The organism is Pantoea sp. E2023-21 (genome assembly GCF_051302795.1).
Classification (GTDB): Bacteria; Pseudomonadota; Gammaproteobacteria; order Enterobacterales; family Enterobacteriaceae; genus Pantoea; species Pantoea ludwigii_A.
Window position 1 is genome coordinate 3,419,149 of sequence record NZ_CP195344.1, and the last position, 18,410, is coordinate 3,437,558.

An 18,410-nucleotide genomic window follows, 5' to 3' on the forward strand; every position below is an offset into this window, starting at 1 on the left:
GATTCGTTTGTTTTTTCAGCATTCAGACTTTTCTGCAGCAGAATTCGGAATAGGGATATACGGCAATGGCGGGTGTTTTGCATATTGTTGTCCACGATTTTAGCTGAGAGCATTAACGTGAATTTACTCACTATGAGTACTGAGCTTGGTTTAGTTTTTCTTTTTACTTTAGTGTTCCTATTTTTTGCTCGTAAAGCAGCTAAAAAAATTGGGCTAGTGGACACACCAAACTCCAGAAAACGGCATCATGGCGCCATTCCGTTAGTGGGCGGTATTTCCGTGTATGCGGGAATCTGCTTCGCTTTTGCTATCTCAAACTATTATTTGCCGCATGCGATGCTTTATCTGAGCTGCGCGGGCGTATTGGTGCTGGTTGGCGCATTGGATGATCGCTTTGATATCAGCGTCAAAATCCGCGCGCTGGTGCAGGCAGTTGTTGCCCTTGTCATGATGATCGGCGCCAAACTCTATTTACTCAGTCTGGGCTTTATTATTGGGCCGGTAGAGCTGATCGTCGGTCCCTTTGGTTATGTATTGACGCTTTTTGCCGTGTGGGCAGCGATCAACGCCTTCAACATGGTGGATGGGATTGATGGCCTGCTTGGCGGCCTCTCCAGCGTCACCTTTGCCGCCATCGGCATCATTCTCTATTTCGATGGCCAAACCAGCCTCGCCATGTGGTGCTTTGCGATGATCGCCGCCACCATTCCTTATATCTTGCTCAATCTCGGCTTGATTGGCCGTCGCTACAAAGTGTTTATGGGCGATGCCGGCAGTACCATGATCGGTTTCACCATCATCTGGATTCTGCTGGAAACGACCCAAGGCCTGAGCCATCCGATCACACCTGTCACCGCGCTATGGCTGATCGCTATTCCGCTGATGGACATGGTGGCGATTATGTATCGCCGTTTACGTAAAGGCATGAGCCCGTTTTCCGCTGACCGTCAGCACATTCACCATTTGATCATGCGCGCTGGCTTCACTTCACGTCAGGCATTTCTACTGATTACCGTGGCCGCGGCGATTTTGGCGGGGATTGGTGTGCTCGGTGAATATCTGGCATTTATCCCGGAATGGGTGATGCTGGTGCTGTTCATGATGGCGTTCCTCCTTTACGGCTACTGCCTGAAACACGCCTGGCGCGTGGCGCGCAAAATCCGTCGCATCAAACGTCGCTGGCAAAGCAGTGAAGATAAAAAATAAATTGCCCAGAAAGTACCCTGATAAGGATTTTGTTATGACCTCTGTCGATGTGGAGAACGAGCTGGATATGCGTGGCCTTGGCTGCACGCTCTGGCGTGGTAAACGCTGGATTGTCGGGCTGGCGCTGCTGTTTGCGTTGATTGCCTGGCTGGCGTCGATGCTGATGAAGCAAGCGTGGAGCACGACGGCGGTTACCGATCGTCCAACCGTCAATATGTTGAGTGATTTCTTTGTGCAGCAACAATTCCTCAATAACCTGGATGTACGCACTAACACGCTCAATCTCAGCTCGCCGAAGCCCACCGTGATGGATGAGGTCTATCAGGAGTTCACCATGCAGTTGGCATCCTGGGATACACGTCGTGATTTCTGGCAGCAGACTGAATACTTCAAAAGTCGCAAAAGCGGCAACGCACACAACGATGCGGCGCTGCTGGACGATTTGATCACCAACATCCAGTTCACGGCAGCCGATCCGGCACGCAACATCATGGATAACATCAAGCTGGTTGCTGAAACCGCTGGCGATGCTAACAATTTGCTGCGTCAATATATTGCTTACGCCAGCGAGCGAGCGGCGCGTCACCTCAATGCGGAACTCAACGGGGCCTGGCAGGCGCGTAGTGTGCAGCTGCAATCACAGGTCAATCGTCAGCAGGAAGTGGCTCAGGCGGTGTTTGAACGTCAACGCCAGCGCATTGAACAGGCATTGAAAGTGGCGAGTGAGCAGGGCATCAAAGAGAACCGCGCACCAGCAACCGGCGAGGCGCTGCCAGACAGCGATCGTTTCCTGCTGGGACAGCAAATGCTGCAGGCGCAGCTCGACACCTTACAAGCCAGCGGACCTGCTTATGATTTAAGCTATGATCAAAACAGAGCGATGCTGAGTACGCTGCAGGCCGGGCCGCGTCTGGATAAACAATTCCAGACTTACCGCTACTTGCGCACTCCGGAAGAGCCGGTGTCGCGCGATAGTCCACGCCGCCTGTTTATGATGATCATGTGGGGCGTGATTGGCGCGCTGGTCGGTGCGGGAGTGGCGCTGGTGCGTCGTCCGCGTTCAACGTTAGCAACGAGCCATTAAGAGAAGCCACGTGAAAGTTCTGACCGTATTTGGCACGCGTCCTGAAGCGATCAAAATGGCTCCGCTGGTGCAGGCGCTGGCGCAGGATGCTGCGTTCGAGTCGCGCTTATGCGTCACCGCACAACATCGTGAAATGCTTGATCAGGTGCTGCGTTTATTCCAACTGCAGCCTGATTATGATCTGAATATCATGCGCCCGGAACAAGGGCTGACGGAGATCACCAGCCGCATTCTGCAGGGCATGAAAACCGTACTGGCCGACTTCCAGCCGGATGTCGTGTTGGTGCACGGCGATACCACAACCACTTTGGCGGCTAGCCTGGCGGCGTTTTATCACCAGATTCCGGTCGGGCACGTGGAAGCGGGTCTGCGCACCGGCAACCTGATGTCGCCGTGGCCTGAAGAGGCTAATCGCACGCTCACCGGCCATCTGGCCAGCTATCACTTCACGCCCACGCAAAATTCGCGGCAGAATTTGCTGCGTGAGAACCTGCCGGATGCGCGCATTTTTGTTACTGGCAACACGGTGATTGATGCACTGCTGTGGGTGCGTGATCGCGTGCTGGATGATGCCGATCTCAATGCACGTCTCGCGGCGCGCTATCCCTTCCTCGATGCTGATAAAAAGCTGATTCTGGTCACGGGTCATCGCCGCGAAAGCTTTGGCGACGGCTTCGAACGCATTTGCAGTGCGCTGGCGCAGATTGCGCGCCAGCATCCGCAGGTGCAAATTGTCTATCCTGTGCACCTCAACCCCAACGTCAGCGAGCCGGTTAATCGCATTCTTAGCGGTATCGAAAACATCATCCTGATTGAACCGCAGGAGTATCTGCCGTTTGTCTGGCTGATGAATCGCTCATGGCTGATTCTTACCGATTCCGGCGGCATTCAGGAAGAGGCGCCATCGCTGGGCAAGCCTGTGCTGGTGATGCGTGATACCACCGAGCGACCAGAAGCGGTCGACGCCGGTACGGTGAAACTGGTCGGCACCGATATCAGTAAAATTGTCGCTGAAGTCAGCCTGCTGTTGCAGGACGATGACGCCTGGCAGGCAATGAGCCGCGCGCACAATCCCTATGGCGACGGCCATGCTTGCGCGCGCATCTTGCAGGCCCTAAAACAACACAGAGTATAACCATGCGTTTTGAAACCATTTCCGTCATCGGACTGGGCTACATTGGGCTGCCAACGGCAGCCGTTTTTGCCTCACGGGGAAAAAAAGTTGTTGGTGTGGATATTAATGTCCGCGCCGTCGAAACCATTAATCGCGGCGATATCCACATCGTTGAACCCGAGTTAGGTGATGTGGTGCGCGAAGCGGTGCGTGCCGGTCATCTGCGCGCGACTACGCAAGCCGAAGCCGCCGATGCTTTTCTGATTGCCGTGCCAACGCCATTTATCGGCGATCATCAGCCGGATCTCAGCTATGTGCAGGCCGCAGCGCTGTCGATTGCGCCAGTGTTAAAAGCGGGCGACCTGGTGATCCTCGAATCGACCTCGCCAGTGGGTGCCACCGAGCAAATGGCGGAATGGCTGGCGGCAGCGCGTCCCGATCTGCGTTTTCCGCAGCACGGTGATGCGTGCGATGTGTTTATCGCTTACTGTCCAGAGCGCGTATTGCCCGGCAAAGTGATGGTCGAACTGCTGGAAAACGATCGTGTGATTGGCGGTATGACGCCAGCCTGCTCTGCACGCGCCAGCGAGCTATACCGTATTTTCCTGCGCGGCGAGTGCGTGGAAACCAATGCGCGCACTGCCGAGATGTGCAAACTCACGGAAAACAGCTTCCGCGATGTGAATATTGCCTTTGCGAATGAGCTGTCGCTGATTTGCGCGGCGCAGGGCATTAATGTGTGGGAGCTGATAGCGCTGGCAAATCGCCATCCACGCGTCAATATCCTGCAGCCTGGGCCTGGCGTTGGCGGGCACTGTATCGCCGTGGATCCGTGGTTTATCGTGGCGCAAAACCCCGAGCAGGCGCGACTGATTCGCACTGCGCGTGAGGTGAATGACGCTAAACCCGGCTGGGTACTGGATCAGGTAAAACAGGCGTTAGCAGAATGCCTTACCGCCAGCGGCAAACGCGCCAGTGACGTCACCATTGCCTGCTTTGGTCTGGCATTTAAACCGAATATCGATGATCTGCGCGAAAGCCCGGCGATGAGCGTTGCCCACCGAATTGCCGAGTGGCACAGCGGCGAAACCTGGGTGGTTGAACCGCATGTGGCTGATATCCCGCCGCGTCTGGCCCATGAGGCCACGCTGGTTGCCACCGAAAAGGCGCTGCAACAGGCCGATATTCTTGTGATGTTGGTCGATCACGCCCAGTTCCGCGCAATTGATGCGGCCCAAATTGCCCAACCGTGGATTGTCGATACCAAAGGCGTCTGGCGATGAAACAGTTTCTGGTCACCGGGGGCGCTGGATTTATCGGTTCGGCGCTGGTGCGTTTTCTGCTTGAAAATACCGATCATCGCGTGGTGGTGGTCGATAAGCTGAGCTATGCCGGTAATTTGGCCTCGCTGGCACCGGTGCAACAGAATGCGCGTTTCGCCTTTGAGCAGGTGGATATTTGCCATCGCGCTGAGTTGGACCGCGTAATGACGCAATATCAGCCAGATTGCATTATGCATCTGGCGGCGGAAAGCCATGTTGATCGTTCGATTGATGGTCCTATTGCCTTCATCGAAACCAATATTGTTGGCACCTATCAACTGCTGGAAGCGGCGCGCCATTACTGGAATGGCATGGCTGATGAGCGCAAAAAAGCGTTCATTCTGCATCATATCTCCACCGATGAAGTGTTTGGTGATCTGCACGGTAGCGACGATTACTTTACTGAAAACACGCCGTATGCGCCGAGCAGCCCGTATTCAGCGACCAAAGCCAGCAGCGATCATCTGGTGCGCGCCTGGCTCCGCACCTATGGTTTGCCGGTGATCATCACCAACTGCTCCAATAATTACGGTCCATATCATTTCCCGGAGAAGCTGATCCCGCTCACCATCATCAATGCGCTGGCGGGCAAACCGCTGCCGGTGTATGGCAACGGCAGCCAGATTCGCGACTGGCTGTATGTGGAGGATCACGCACGTGCGCTCTACAGCGTGGTGAGCAGCGGTACAGTGGGTGAAACCTACAACATTGGCGGCCATAACGAACGACGTAATCTTGACGTTGTAGAGACATTATGCGATCTGCTGGATGAACTGGCGCCGCAGCAGCGTGCGCCGCATCTGGCTCGCTATCGTGACTTGATTACCTTTGTCACCGACCGTCCCGGCCACGACCAGCGCTACGCCATCGACGCCAGTAAAATCGCCCGCGAGCTGGGCTGGACACCACAGGAAACCTTTGAGAGCGGTATCCGCAAAACGGTGCAGTGGTATCTGGCGAACCCGCAATGGTGGCAGTCGATTCTTAACGGCAGTTATCGTGGCGAGCGCTTAGGCTTAGCCACGCCGCGCTGAAACCCATGCAGAAGGAGCAGCGATGAAAGGCATCATTTTAGCCGGAGGTTCGGGCACGCGTTTGCATCCGATTACCCGCGCCATCTCGAAACAGCTGTTGCCGGTGTATGACAAGCCGATGATTTACTATCCGTTATCGGTGCTAATGCTGGCAGGGATTCGTGAAATTCTGATCATCACTACGCCGGAAGATCGTGCCCACTTCGAACGCCTGTTGGGCGATGGCAGCGAATTTGGGGTGCAGCTGGCCTATGCCGAGCAGCCCAGTCCGGATGGATTGGCGCAGGCGTTTATGATTGGTGAATCCTTTATCGGTGATGATCACTGTTGTCTGGTACTGGGCGACAATCTTTATTTCGGTCAGGGCTTCAGCCCCAAATTGAAGAAAGTGGCGGCACGCAGTAGCGGTGCAACCGTATTTGCCTATCAGGTAATGGATCCGGAACGTTTTGGCGTGGTGGAGTTTGATGATGACTTCAACGCGCTTTCAATTGAGGAAAAGCCGCAGCAGCCGAAATCGCGCTGGGCGGTGACAGGGCTCTATTTTTACGACAATCGCGTGGTCGAGTTTGCCAAACAGGTTAAACCTTCCGAGCGAGGTGAGCTGGAAATCACCGCCATCAACCAGATGTATCTCGATCAGGGCGAGCTTTCGGTTGAGTTGCTGGGGCGCGGGTTTGCCTGGCTGGATACCGGCACGCATGACAGCCTGATTGAGGCGAGTATGTTTGTGCAAACGGTGGAAAAACGTCAGGGCTTTAAAATTGCCTGTCTTGAAGAGATTGCGTGGCGCAACGGCTGGCTGAGCGATGCTCAGCTGTTAGCCGCAGCACAGGCGCTAACCAAAACCGGCTACGGCCAGTATCTGCTGGATGTCCACAATGCCCGTCCGCGTCAATATTGATCCCCTCACGTGGGAAAATGACTTCTTTGGTCAGCACAGCGCTCGCTTAATGCTGGATGGCGATCTGCCGCTGGCTGAAGCGCTGAAACACCCTTATTCATTGTGGCAAACCAAAGTGCCTGCCGAGCGGGTTGATGTGATCGATGCGCTGAGCCAGCACGGTTTTCAGCTGGTCGAAGGCGAAGCCGATCTCACCCTCAGCATCAAAGATACCGCGCGGCAACCCGGCGTACGTATCGCGCGGGAAGCCCAAATCCCGGCATTACGTGATGCTGCTGCCCAGGCGTTTAGCCAAAGTCGCTTCCGGGCGCCGTGGTTTGATGCGGCAGACAGCGGACGTTTTTACGCACAGTGGATTGAAAATGCGGTGCGCGGCACCTTCGATAATCAATGTCTGGTGGCCTGCGATGAGCAGGGTGCGCTGCAAGGTTTCGTCTCGATGCGCGAAGTGGACGGTGATATGCGTATTGGTCTGCTGGCGGTGTTGCCCACCGCGCAAGGTTGTGGCGTTGGCCAGCGTTTACTGCTCGCTGCCGCTGACTGGGGCCGCGTGCGTCAGCTCGCACATCTGCGCGTGGCCACTCAGCTCAGCAATCTCACGGCGATGCGCCTCTATTTACGCAGCGGTGCGCGGCTGGAAAGCACCGCTTACTGGTTCTACAGGAAAGCCCCATGATCCCATTTAATGCGCCGCCGATTGTCGGCAGTGAAGTTGAGTATATGCAGTCGGCGATGGCCAGCGGCAAGCTGTGCGGCGATGGCGGTTTTACCCGTCGCTGCCAGCAGTGGATGGAGCAGCATTTCGGCAGCAAAAAAGTGCTGCTAACGCCATCATGCACCGCATCATTGGAGATGGCCGCGTTACTGATTGATTTGCAGCCTGGCGATGAAGTGATCATGCCGAGCTATACCTTTGTCTCTACCGCCAACGCTTTTGTGCTGCGCGGCGCGACCATTGTGTTTGTCGATGTGCGTCCCGATACGCTGAATATCGATGAAACGCTGATTGAAGCGGCGATCACAGCAAAAACCCGCGCCATCGTACCGGTGCATTACGCGGGCGTGGCCTGTGAAATGGACAGCATCATGGCGCTGGCGGCGAAGCATCAGCTGTATGTGATCGAAGATGCCGCGCAAGGCGTGATGTCCCAGTACAAAGGGCGTGCGCTCGGCACCATGGGTCATATTGGCTGCTTTAGCTTCCACGAAACCAAAAATTACACCGCCGGCGGCGAAGGCGGCGCAACGCTGATTAATGATGCGAAACTGGTGGAGCGGGCCGAAATCATTCGTGAAAAGGGCACTAACCGCAGTCAGTTTTTCCGTGGTCAGGTTGATAAATATACCTGGCGCGATATTGGCTCCAGCTATTTGATGGCGGATCTGCAAGCGGCCTTTTTATGGGCGCAGCTGGAAGCGGCAGAGCAGATTAATCAGCAACGTCTGCGTTTGTGGCAGCGCTATTACGATGCGCTGCAGCCGCTGGCTGCTGCCGGTCGTATTGAACTGCCAGTGGTGCCAAAAAATTGTCGCCACAATGCGCATATGTTCTACATCAAACTGCGCGACAGCAACGATCGTCAGGCGCTGATCAACTGGATGAAAGAGGCGGAGATCCTCACGGTGTTCCACTACATTCCGCTGCATTCCTCGCCAGCGGGTGAACGCTTTGGGCGCTTACACGGTGATGATGTGTTTACCACGCGTGAAAGTGAGCGTCTGCTGCGCCTGCCGCTGTTCTTCAATTTGTCGGATAACAACCAGCGCACGGTGATCAGTTCGCTGCTGAGTTTCTTTGCCTGATGTCATTAGCAAAAGCGTCAGTCTGGACCGCTTCTTCTACGTTGGTAAAAATCGTTGCCGGTTTGCTGGTGGTGAAATTATTGGCGGTGAGCTTTGGGCCGGAAGGGATTGGGCAAGCGGGTAACTTCCGCCAGTTAATTACTGTACTCGGCGTATTGGCGGGCGCGGGCATATTTAACGGCGTCACCACCTTAGTTGCCCAGCATCAGCAACAGCCGCAACAGTTACGTGCGGTAACCGGCACGGCATCGGCGATGGTGCTGGGCTTTTCAACGCTGTTGGCATTGGTATTTTTGCTGGCGGCAACGCCCATCAGCAAGGCGCTGTTTGGTCATGCGGCATACGCTAACGTGGTGCGTATTGTTGCCTTTCTGCAGCTTGGTATTGCCTGGGCCAACCTGACGCTGGCATTGCTGAAAGGGTTTCGCGATGCACGCGGCAATGCGCTGGCGCTGATTGCCGGCAGTTTGATTGGCGTGCTCGGCTATGTAGTGTGTTGGTGGCTGGGCGGTTATGCCGGTGCGTTAGTGGGTTTGGCGCTGGTGCCGGCGCTGCTGGCGTTTCCGGCATTGCTGATGCTGCGCCGCCATCGCGATCGGCTGCCGTTGAGTTGGCTCACGCCAATATGGCATCCCGACCTGGCACGCAATCTGGCGAAATATACGCTGATGGCGCTGATTACCTCGTTCACCTTGCCGGTAGCGTGGGTGATGATGCGAAATCTGCTGGCTGAGCAACAAGGTTGGGCACAGGTCGGTTTATGGCAGGGCGTGACCAGCATTTCCGATGCGTATTTGCAATTTATCACGGCAACTTTCAGCGTGTGGCTGCTGCCCACGCTGGCGCGGCTGGAGCAGAAGGCGCACATCGCCCGGGAGATTCGTCGTGCGCTGCGCTTTGTGTTACCTATCGTCGCAGCGGCCAGTTTCTGTGTATGGTTGCTGCGCGATGTCGCTATCTGGCTACTGTTTTCACCGCAGTTTAGCGCGATGCGTGATCTCTTCGTCTGGCAGTTGTGCGGTGATGTGTTTAAAGTCGGCGCCTATGTTTTCGGATATCTGGTGATCGCCAAAGCATCACTGCGCTTCTATATTCTGACTGAAATCAGCCAGTTTGCGCTGTTAACCGGTTTTTCCCATTGGTTGATTCCGCTACACGGGACAGCCGGCGCCGCGCAGGCTTACATGGCAACCTACGTTCTCTATTTCGCCCTTTGTTGTGGCGTCTTCATGATTTATTACCGGAAAAAATGACGACTTTTCACGTGTTGGGATCGGATATCCCGCATCACAATCATACGGTGCTGCGCTTTTTTAATGACGTGATGAGCGCCGACATGCCTGGCGATGCGCCACGTCAATTTATGGTGGTTTCCCGCGCGCCGGAAACGCTGCAAGCGTATTCCTCATTGCAGATTGAAACCTTTGCCAGCAAGCGTGCGCTGGCGCAGGCGGTGATTGCGCGTGCCGCCAATCGATCGCAGCGTTTCTTCTTTCACGGCCAGTTTAACCCCCAGATTTGGTTAGCTTTACTGAGTGGCAAACTGCGTCGTCAGCAGGCGTTCTGGCATGTGTGGGGCGCTGATCTCTATGAAGAAGGGCGCGGCCTCAAGTATCAGCTGTTTTATCTGCTGCGCCGGCTGGCGCAGGGACGCGTGGCGCACGTATTTGCAACTCGCGGTGATTTACACCATTTCCAACAACGCCATCCGCGCGTACCGGCTTCACTGCTCTATTTTCCGACGCGCATGCCAGATGTGGCGGTGCCCGCGCCGGTGAAAAGCGCCGATTTCACTATCCTGCTTGGTAACTCTGGCGATCGCAGTAATCGTCATATTGCCGGTTTAGAGGCGATTCGCGCCCAGTTTGGCGAACAGGTGAAAATCGTCGTGCCGCTAGGTTATCCGCAGAACAATAACGTTTACATCGATGAGATTGCTGCCGCCGCACAGCGGCTATTCCCAGCAGGCCAGGTGACGTTGCTGCGTGACAAGATTGACTTTGATGCCTATCTGACATTGCTCAGCCACTGCCAGCTCGGCTATTTTATGTTCGAACGGCAGCAAGGCATTGGCACCCTTTGCCTGCTGATTCAGGCCGACATTCCATTTGTGCTCAACCGCAAAAATCCATTCTGGCGCGATCTCAGTGAGCAAGGCTTGCCGGTGTTGTTTAGTGAAGATGCGCTAGATGCTGCCAGCGTTGCTGAAGCACAGCGGCAATTAGTGCAATGTGATCATTCATCGATTGCCTTTTTTGCCCCAGGCTTTTTGGCAGGCTGGCGCGACGCGCTAACCCTGAGTGAAAGGGAGAGAACATGAGCCTGATGCAGTTTAGTGGTCTGCTGGTGGTTTATCTGTTTTCGCTGGGTTTCATTCTGACCCTAACCTGGCGAGAATTTAAACGGGTGCGCTTCAACTTCCACCTGTTTTTCACCATTCTCTTTTTACTGACCTTCTATTTCGGTTTCCCTCTGACCAGCGTGCTGGTGTTCCGCTTTAATGTGGCGGTGGTACCGCCCGAATATTTGCTGCAGGCGCTGTTGGCGGCTACCAGCTTTTATGCCATTTATTACGTTAGCTACAAGGTGCGACTGCGGCCGGCCAATTCGGCTCCGCGTAAACCCTGGCTGCAAATGAACCGGGTTGAAACCCATCTGACCTGTCTGCTGCTGGCGCTGGTGGCGATTGGCACCGTGACGGTGTTTTTTATGCACAACGGCCTGCTGCTGTTCCGTCTATCGGCGTACAACCAGATTTTTTCCAGTGAAGTGTCCGGCGTGGCGCTTAAACGCTTCTTCTATTTCTTTATTCCGGCGATGCTGATTCGCTACTTCCTCAAGCCAACCCAGCGTCAATGGTTGTGGTTTTTGCTGGTGTCGGTGGCGTTTGGCTTGCTGACCTATGCGCTGGTGGGCGGTACGCGCGCCAATATCATTATCGCTTTCGCGTTGTTCCTGTTTATTGGCATTACGCGCGGCTGGATCACGCTGTGGATGCTGGTCGGCGCCGGTGTGATGGCAATTGGTGGCATGTTCTGGCTGGCGCTGCGCCGCTATAACCTCGACGTGGTCGGCGATGAGGCGTTTTACACCTTCCTTTATCTAACGCGCGATACCTTCTCGCCGTGGGAAAATCTGGCGCTGTTACTGCAAAACTACGACAAGATCGATTTTCAGGGCCTGGCACCGATTTGGCGAGACTTCTACGTGTTCATCCCCAGTTGGATGTGGCCGGGACGTCCATCAGCCATTCTCAACAGCGCCAACTACTTTACCTGGGAAGTGTTAAATAACCATTCCGGCCTAGCCATTTCTCCCACGCTGCTCGGCTCGCTGCTGGTGATGGGCGGCGTGTGGTTTATCCCCATCGGTGGGGTTGCCGTGGGCCTGTTGATGAAAGGCTTCGATAACCTTTATCTGTACGGCCGCGATACCAGCAACCGTTACAGCGGGGCGATTTTGCAGAGTTTCTGTTTCGGCGCGGTGTTTAATATGATCGTGCTGGCGCGTGAAGGGCTGGATGCTTTTGGCTCGCGCGTGGTGTTCTTTTGTCTGATTTTTGCTGCCTGCATGTGGGTGGCTAAATTGCTTTACTGGCTGTTGGCGCGCGCGGGGCTGATTCGCCCGCGCAGCGAGCCGGCTTTACATAGCCCTTCTTGACGTCTGGGCACAACGGGAAAATTCATACCATGCAAACCGAGAAGCCGCGCTATAGCCTGCGCGGAGTCGATCTTCACGCCTTCAACGATATGGCGAGTTTTTTGCGTTTTTTGCTGCCGGAGGGCAAGCCGCGCTGCGGCACGCTGGTGGCAATGAATGCCGAGAAAATGCTGACGCTGGAAGAAGACGCGCAGGTACGCGCGCTCATTGCTGAGGCGGAGTTCAAATATCCGGATGGCATCAGTATTGTTCGCTCATTGCGTAAGAAGTATCCCCAACTGCAGGTTAATCGCATCGCCGGTGCGGATCTTTGGGAAGCGTTGATGGAGTGTGCTGGGCGCAACGGCATTCCGGTGTTTCTGATTGGTGGACGTCAGGCTGTGCTGGATGAAACTTGCGAAAAACTGCGTCGTCAGTGGAGTGTGAATATTGTTGGCAGCCAGAATGGTTACTTTGCGCCTGAGGATCGCGATGCGCTGTTTGCGCGCATTGCGGCCAGCGGTGCGCAGATTGTTACGGTGGCGCAGGGCTCGCCACGTCAGGAGCTGCTGATGCGTGATTGTCGCGCCCATTGGCCACATGCGCTCTATATGGGCGTGGGCGGCACGTATGATGTTTTTACCGGGCACGTTAAGCGCGCGCCGATTTGGTGGCAAAAATCCGGGCTGGAATGGCTGTATCGTTTAATCCGTCAGCCTTCGCGTTTGCGTCGCCAATTAAAGTTGCTCAAATATCTACGCTATCACTGGCGAGGCGATCTGTGAAATTGCTGGTTTTTCCAGCAAAAAGGATCGGGTAAGCGCCTCAAACTGCAGTCATTATCGATAGAATGCACAAAGCGTAATCAAACGCGTTTTTTTTATAAAAAAGGGCTGGACAGTATGAGGTCAAGCCCGTAGTATGCCCATCCGCAACGGCGCTACGCGCCCGTAGCTCAGCTGGATAGAGCGCTGCCCTCCGGAGGCAGAGGTCTCAGGTTCGAATCCTGTCGGGCGCGCCATTTAATTTGTGCGCAAGAGCTTCGGTGGTTGGTTTAACCGCGTTATGCAGTGAATTTAAGTAAGCGTGACACGCTTACGCACCAGAATTATGGTGGCTATAGCTCAGTTGGTAGAGCCCTGGATTGTGATTCCAGTTGTCGTGGGTTCGAGTCCCATTAGCCACCCCAGATTTTGCTCGGTCACGCGATGGTGGCGGAATTGGTAGACGCGCTAGCTTCAGGTGTTAGTGTTCTTACGGACGTGAGGGTTCAAGTCCCTCCCTTCGCACCAGGCAAAATTACGCAGTAGCGTTAAGAAGTAAAAAATCGGCGAGTAGCGCAGCTTGGTAGCGCAACTGGTTTGGGACCAGTGGGTCGGAGGTTCGAATCCTCTCTCGCCGACCATATTCGAAAAGCCTGCTTGAAAAAGCAGGCTTTTTTCGTTTGTACCCCACCTTCGCATTGTTAGTTCTCCCTCATATCTCCTTTGCGCTTAATTCTGCAGGTTGTCGCTATTCAGATACATATAACTCACTGATTAATATAGGAATGACCATTCCTTGCATAGCTTGTCGCTCTGTGGAGACAGCTTCTCAGGCATTCGTCGCGATTTACCGACAGTGGCTAACACTCGGATCGCGGGGGATATTATATCTTGTTGATATAAAATAAATTATTGCGCGATCTGCAGTTTTGGCACGGCTTGTGCAATAATCTATCTGTAGATGCTCATTCCACCTCTTATGTTTGCTGATGCTACATAAACCTGGGAATGATGCAGAGCCCCTTACGGCATCCGTTGTCCAGCTGGCAGTATTTGCGCACGCTTTACTGCAGTAAGAAGGACATTACGTTGAGTCGGATGCCATCAGTTGTCTTAACGACCTGATCTTACACCTGCTTATGGCAGGTGTTTTTTTGTCTGCAGGTTATGACAGGCAAAAAAAAGCCGGGACGAGCCCGGCGTGCACAAAAGTAACAATCGTAAAATCAGGCGCTGGGATTAGTCTTCAGCGTAAGTAACAGGCCTTCGCGACGCATTTTGGCGGCGTCTTCCGGACGATGCAGGCGGTCGTAGACATCGGCCAACCAGGCATAATCAAACGCATCAGGACGCTGAGCCAGCGCTTGCTGGAACGCTTCTGCTGCCTGCTGCCATTCACCATGACGCATCAGCATCTGTCCAAGCGTGCTATGCAACAGCGGCGTGGCGCCGTGCTGTTTAATTTGCTGACGCAGCGCTTTCTCCAGAGATTGCGGATCGCCACTCTTAATACGCGGCATCAATAGCACCAGACGATCGTCATACTGACGTTTCAGCCCGTCCAACACGATACTCTGCGCTGTATCCGGGTCGTCACACTCAATCAGATGTTCCGCCATCGCCACTTGCAGCGCGGTTTCCTGACGCGTTTTGCGGCTCTGACTCTGCCACCATTTTTTCAAACCGTCACTGCCCTGGTCAGCCATCGCCTGATTCATCAGGCCCAGCCAGGCTTGCTGTTGCAGGGCTTCGCGTTGTACTTCATCGTTAATTTGCACTTTTTGCATTGAAGGCAAGATATCGAGCAGTGCGCCCCACGCGCCAGTACGAATGTAGGCTTGTTCTGCCAGACGCAACACTTCCGGATGGCGCGGCGCGACTTCCAGCAGGCGATCAACGCCGTGACGTGCAGCATGATCTTCGTTACGTGCCAGTTGCAGACGTACACGAGTGATTTCAACCGGAATGGTGTCGTTAACCGACAGCTCAGCAGCACGCTCCAGATGCTGATTAGCACGGATTTCGTCACCGCGTTGCTGCGCTGCTTCGGCAGCCAGCAAGTAGTTTGCCACCGGCTGATCGGCGTGATCGGCATTTTTCGACAGCAGTTTTTCTGCCTGTTTGAAATCGCCTTCCGCCAGCTTCATCAGCGCGCTTTGCGTATGGCGCTGCGCGCTACGACGCTTGCGGCCCGTGAACCAACCGCGCGTGCGTGCGCCGGTGCGGAATAAGCGACGCAGAATCCATTCCACCAACAGAATCACCAGCAAACTGAGAATCAAAATGATCGCCAGGCCAGTAACGCTGGTTTCAATGTTCCAGTTGTCGGTTTGGATCAGCACATAACCTTGATGACCTGCCACCATCGGTCCAACCACAATGCCCGCAATCAGCAGCAGGAAAAGCACCAATACTTTCAGCATGGTTAGCCTCCCTGTTGATCAGCGGCAACCGATGGCTGGGCCAGCAAATTACGCACGCGGGTTTGCATCAGTTTTTCCAGCAGCGGCTGGCTTTCCAGCGTATCGGGTACATCCATCGATATGCTTTGCTGACTCAGCTCATCCAACTGTGCCAGGAAGGCTTTAGTCGCGGCATCGTTAGTGTCGTACCAGGCGCGCACCCAGGTTGATACCGCATCGATAGACTGTTTGTAAATCTCATCCTGGTGACGTGGTACGGCTTGAGCCGCAATCAGCAGGCGCGAACGAATGTTTTCACGCAGGTAAACGTCTTGATTCGGCGCCAGCAGCGGCTGTGCGGTGTTATCGCGACGGCGGATGGTGATGAAATCATCCATAAAGTTGTGCCAGCTTTTCACCAGGTTTTGGCGCCACTCGTGCAGTGAACTGGAGAGCTCACCGCCATCGGCGTCCATGGGTGAATCATCGCTGTCGTTATCGGCCAGGCGCAGATTATCAACGCCGTTTGATAGTTGATTCAACTTGAGGATGGTGCCGTCATAATCAATCTGGCTGACGGCGGAGAGCGAACTGATATCCTGCGTCAATGCGCGACGCACGTTCATCACGCTCGGATCGTTCATGTCTGCCAGGCTGGTATCGGCACTTTTCAGTAACGCTGCCGCAGTGGTGACATCCTGATCGCTCCACAGTTTACGGCCCGCCAGTTTGACGAGGTAATCCGCCTGAGCCAGCAGCCAGGTACGCGTATCGTTACCGGAAATGGTCGCAACTTTATCACGCAAGGTTTCCAGCTCTTTGGCGCTGTTATCCTGCTGCGTGCGGGTTTCCTGCAAAGCGCTGTTGGCGCTATCCAATTGCTGCGTCAGTTGCTGTTTATCACTACCCAGTTGCTGCTGCAAGGCGCTCAGCTGCTCACTTAGATTCTGGTTTGTTTGAGCCTGTAAATCGGCCTGGTGTTTCCCATTAAGGTAAAGTCCCGCCCCAATCGCCAGCGCAATTACAATCGCCACTGCACTCAACACTTTGCCATCGCTCTTTTTATCGCGAGGTGGCTTAGTGGCTGGAGAGGGAGAATTGTCCGCTGGGGTGGTTTCTTCAACCATGGCGGAGGAGGCTTTTTGTTCCGTCATTATGGCTCATCCCATTGTTAAGTTCAGCGTAACGCGCGCAGCAGCGCATCGTTATCGGCACCATCGGCTACATCAATGTCCTGCCAGCCTAGTTCAGCGGCTTGTGTAGCCAAACGTTCACTGACGACCACAAGCCGACAGTGCAGTAACCATTCCCGTCGATCAATCGGCGAAAACAGAGAAAAGAGTTGTTGTAACATTTCACCGCTGGTAACTACCAGCGTTGTAATACCCCGGTCACGCCAGCGGCGGCCTTCAGTCGCGCCGTTGTAGTACTTTTCGCAGCGCTGATAACATTCGCAATACTGTACCTCCGCGCCGCGTTCAATCAGCGTTTCCGCCAGTAATTCGCGTCCCGGGCTGCCGCGCAGAATCAGCGCGCGTTTGCCGTTCACTTGCTGCAGGCGATTCAGACGCACCAGTTCTTCACTGGTCTCACGCGCATGAGGATAGTCTACTTTTAGATTACTGACGGTATGCAGGGCTAAAGCGGTGCTGCGGCCAATAGCATAATAGTTGAGGCCTTCAGGCCACGCAGTCGCGCTGTGTTGTAAAGCGGGTTGGGCGAAAGTGACGACCTGCTGCGACAGCAAAAACACCAGATCGCCCGGTTGTAGCGCGGCAAGTTGGTTTGGCAGATGAACAAGATCGCGACCCGGCGTGAATTCTATCAGTGGAAGGCTCCATGCCAGCTTGCCCAGGTTTCGCAAACGCGAGACCAGGTCTGTGGCAGCCGGTTCCGGACGGGTCACGAGGATGGTCATGCTGGCGGTTGACCTTGATAGACTTCACGCAGGATGTCGCGTGCGCCGCCATCAAGCAGCTCTTCAGCCAGCGAAATGCCCATTTTTTCGGCGTGATCGCGGGGGCCACGACGCTCGCCCACTACCATTTGATTGCCGTCCGGTGAGCCGACCAAGCCGCGTAGCCACAGTTGATCGTCTTCCAGCACGGCGAAGCTGCCGATGGGCACCTGGCAACCGCCTTCCAGCCGCGTGTTCATTGCGCGTTCTGCACGCACGCACACGGCGGTATCGTCGTGATTCAACGCCTGTAGCAGCGTAATTAATTGTTCATCATCGACACGGCATTCAATGCCAACCGCACCCTGGCCCACGGCTGGCAGGGAAATCTCCGCAGGCATTGCCTGACGAATGCGCTCTTCCAGACCTAAACGCTTTAATCCCGCTGCGGCAAGAATGATGGCGTCGTATTCACCCGCATCAAGTTTACCCAGACGCGTGCCGACGTTGCCGCGCAGTGAGCGAATCACTAAATCCGGACGACGGGCGCTGAGCTGACACTGGCGACGCAGGCTGGAAGTCCCGACAACCGCGCCTTGCGGCAGCTCATCAACACTGTTGTAACGATTGGAGACGAAAGCATCGCGCGGATCTTCACGCTCGCAAATAGTCACCAGACCAAGGCCTTCTGGAAAATCGATCGGCACATCTTTCATTGAGTGCACGGCAAGATCGGCGCGGCCTTCCAGCATTGCCAGTTCAAGCTCTTTAACGAACAGCCCTTTGCCGCCAACCTTTGCCAGTGGCGTATCAAGGATGACATCACCTTTAGTGACCATCGGCAGCAGCTCAACTTGCAGACCCGGATGAGCCGCCATCAGACGCTGTTGGACATATTGTGCCTGCCACAGAGCAAGGGGGCTTTGTCTGGTAGCAATTCTGAAAATTTTGTTTAACATGCTGTTAACCATTTTGATCGTTCATCGAATATCCTATCATTGATAGGGGAATGCTGTCAGTTTCAACGGATTGAAAAGGCCGCGATGTCAGACTGCTTCTGGATTTTGAGGGTCGCAGTTTAGAGTCGAAGTCTGAAAAAAGCAGGGCTACGGTCGGAACATGCTAAACTGTTAAGTAGCGCAACTTTCTTTACGGTCAATCCTCCGGGTGTTAGATTGATCACGTTTCCAGCAATTATTTGCCCAATATCTTTATTATTAAGCGGCAGAATTCGGAAACAG

The 18,410-nt window shown here is 54.6% G+C and carries 16 protein-coding genes and 4 tRNA genes; 16 read left to right on the forward strand and 4 right to left on the reverse strand.

Translation table 11 applies throughout. The features are described from left to right. Window positions 1-132 precede the first annotated feature (132 nt). The 16 genes from wecA to ACRQ84_RS16120 all read left to right on the forward strand — a co-directional run bounded on the left by wecA (window position 133) and on the right by ACRQ84_RS16120 (window position 13,511). Window positions 133-1,206 carry a UDP-N-acetylglucosamine--undecaprenyl-phosphate N-acetylglucosaminephosphotransferase gene (gene wecA, locus ACRQ84_RS16045; RefSeq protein WP_064738177.1) on the forward strand — a complete coding sequence of 358 codons (1,074 nt, stop codon included), beginning with the start codon at window positions 133-135 and terminating at the stop codon, window positions 1,204-1,206. Window positions 1,207-1,240: 34 nt separating this feature from the next. Further along, a complete protein-coding gene (wzzE, locus tag ACRQ84_RS16050) occupies window positions 1,241-2,290 on the forward strand; it encodes an ECA polysaccharide chain length modulation protein (RefSeq protein WP_064738176.1) in 1,050 nt (349 codons plus the stop codon). A gap of 10 nt (window positions 2,291-2,300) precedes the next feature. Continuing rightward, window positions 2,301-3,425, forward strand: a complete 1,125-nt coding sequence (gene wecB, locus ACRQ84_RS16055) for a non-hydrolyzing UDP-N-acetylglucosamine 2-epimerase (RefSeq protein WP_064738175.1) — start codon at window positions 2,301-2,303, stop codon at window positions 3,423-3,425. Between the two features lie 2 nt (window positions 3,426-3,427). Then, on the forward strand, window positions 3,428-4,687 hold the full coding sequence (gene wecC / locus ACRQ84_RS16060; RefSeq protein WP_483816572.1) for a UDP-N-acetyl-D-mannosamine dehydrogenase: 1,260 nt from the start codon (window positions 3,428-3,430) through the stop codon (window positions 4,685-4,687). Then, complete coding sequence (rfbB, locus tag ACRQ84_RS16065; protein WP_064738173.1) at window positions 4,684-5,760, forward strand: dTDP-glucose 4,6-dehydratase; 1,077 nt, start codon at window positions 4,684-4,686, stop codon at window positions 5,758-5,760. Before wecC ends, rfbB begins: the two co-directional genes overlap by 4 nt. Window positions 5,761-5,782: 22 nt before the next feature. Beyond that, entirely contained in the window at window positions 5,783-6,664 is an 882-nt protein-coding gene (rfbA, locus tag ACRQ84_RS16070; RefSeq protein WP_483816573.1) for a glucose-1-phosphate thymidylyltransferase RfbA, read from the forward strand. After that, window positions 6,642-7,340, forward strand: a complete 699-nt coding sequence (gene rffC, locus ACRQ84_RS16075) for a dTDP-4-amino-4,6-dideoxy-D-galactose acyltransferase (RefSeq protein WP_064738171.1) — start codon at window positions 6,642-6,644, stop codon at window positions 7,338-7,340. Before rfbA ends, rffC begins: the two co-directional genes overlap by 23 nt. Continuing rightward, the gene (gene rffA, locus ACRQ84_RS16080) at window positions 7,337-8,467 is read left to right on the forward strand and encodes a dTDP-4-amino-4,6-dideoxygalactose transaminase (RefSeq protein ID WP_483816574.1); all 1,131 of its coding nucleotides are present in this window, start codon (window positions 7,337-7,339) and stop codon (window positions 8,465-8,467) included. The genes rffC and rffA overlap by 4 nt, the downstream gene beginning before the upstream one ends. Then, window positions 8,467-9,720, forward strand: coding sequence for a lipid III flippase WzxE (wzxE, locus tag ACRQ84_RS16085; RefSeq protein WP_483816575.1), 1,254 nt, complete (start codon window positions 8,467-8,469; stop codon window positions 9,718-9,720). The genes rffA and wzxE overlap by 1 nt, the downstream gene beginning before the upstream one ends. Then, window positions 9,717-10,787, forward strand: coding sequence for a TDP-N-acetylfucosamine:lipid II N-acetylfucosaminyltransferase (locus ACRQ84_RS16090; protein ID WP_483816576.1), 1,071 nt, complete (start codon window positions 9,717-9,719; stop codon window positions 10,785-10,787). The genes wzxE and ACRQ84_RS16090 overlap by 4 nt, the downstream gene beginning before the upstream one ends. Beyond that, complete coding sequence (wzyE, locus tag ACRQ84_RS16095) at window positions 10,784-12,127, forward strand: ECA oligosaccharide polymerase (RefSeq protein ID WP_483816577.1); 1,344 nt, start codon at window positions 10,784-10,786, stop codon at window positions 12,125-12,127. Before ACRQ84_RS16090 ends, wzyE begins: the two co-directional genes overlap by 4 nt. A gap of 29 nt (window positions 12,128-12,156) precedes the next feature. After that, the gene (gene wecG / locus ACRQ84_RS16100) at window positions 12,157-12,891 is read left to right on the forward strand and encodes a lipopolysaccharide N-acetylmannosaminouronosyltransferase (protein ID WP_064738166.1); all 735 of its coding nucleotides are present in this window, start codon (window positions 12,157-12,159) and stop codon (window positions 12,889-12,891) included. A 159-nt stretch (window positions 12,892-13,050) separates the two neighbouring features. Further along, a tRNA-Arg gene (locus ACRQ84_RS16105) sits at window positions 13,051-13,127 on the forward strand. A 92-nt stretch (window positions 13,128-13,219) separates the two neighbouring features. Beyond that, window positions 13,220-13,295 (forward strand) — tRNA-His (locus tag ACRQ84_RS16110). A 16-nt stretch (window positions 13,296-13,311) separates the two neighbouring features. After that, a tRNA-Leu gene (locus tag ACRQ84_RS16115) sits at window positions 13,312-13,398 on the forward strand. 36 nt (window positions 13,399-13,434) lie between these two features. Beyond that, window positions 13,435-13,511, forward strand: a tRNA-Pro gene (locus tag ACRQ84_RS16120). Between the two features lie 585 nt (window positions 13,512-14,096). Here the strand turns inward: ACRQ84_RS16120 and hemY are convergent. The 4 genes from hemY to hemC are packed head-to-tail and all read right to left on the reverse strand — an operon-like array spanning window position 14,097 to window position 18,128. Beyond that, a complete protein-coding gene (hemY, locus tag ACRQ84_RS16125) occupies window positions 14,097-15,293 on the reverse strand; it encodes a protoheme IX biogenesis protein HemY (RefSeq protein ID WP_483816578.1) in 1,197 nt (398 codons plus the stop codon). Between the two features lie 2 nt (window positions 15,294-15,295). Beyond that, window positions 15,296-16,426, reverse strand: coding sequence for a uroporphyrinogen-III C-methyltransferase (hemX, locus tag ACRQ84_RS16130; RefSeq protein WP_483816579.1), 1,131 nt, complete (start codon window positions 16,424-16,426; stop codon window positions 15,296-15,298). 23 nt (window positions 16,427-16,449) lie between these two features. Beyond that, entirely contained in the window at window positions 16,450-17,190 is a 741-nt protein-coding gene (hemD, locus tag ACRQ84_RS16135; RefSeq protein ID WP_483816580.1) for a uroporphyrinogen-III synthase, read from the reverse strand. Continuing rightward, complete coding sequence (gene hemC, locus ACRQ84_RS16140; protein ID WP_064738331.1) at window positions 17,187-18,128, reverse strand: hydroxymethylbilane synthase; 942 nt, start codon at window positions 18,126-18,128, stop codon at window positions 17,187-17,189. The genes hemD and hemC overlap by 4 nt, the downstream gene beginning before the upstream one ends. Between the last annotated feature and the right edge of the window lie 282 nt (window positions 18,129-18,410).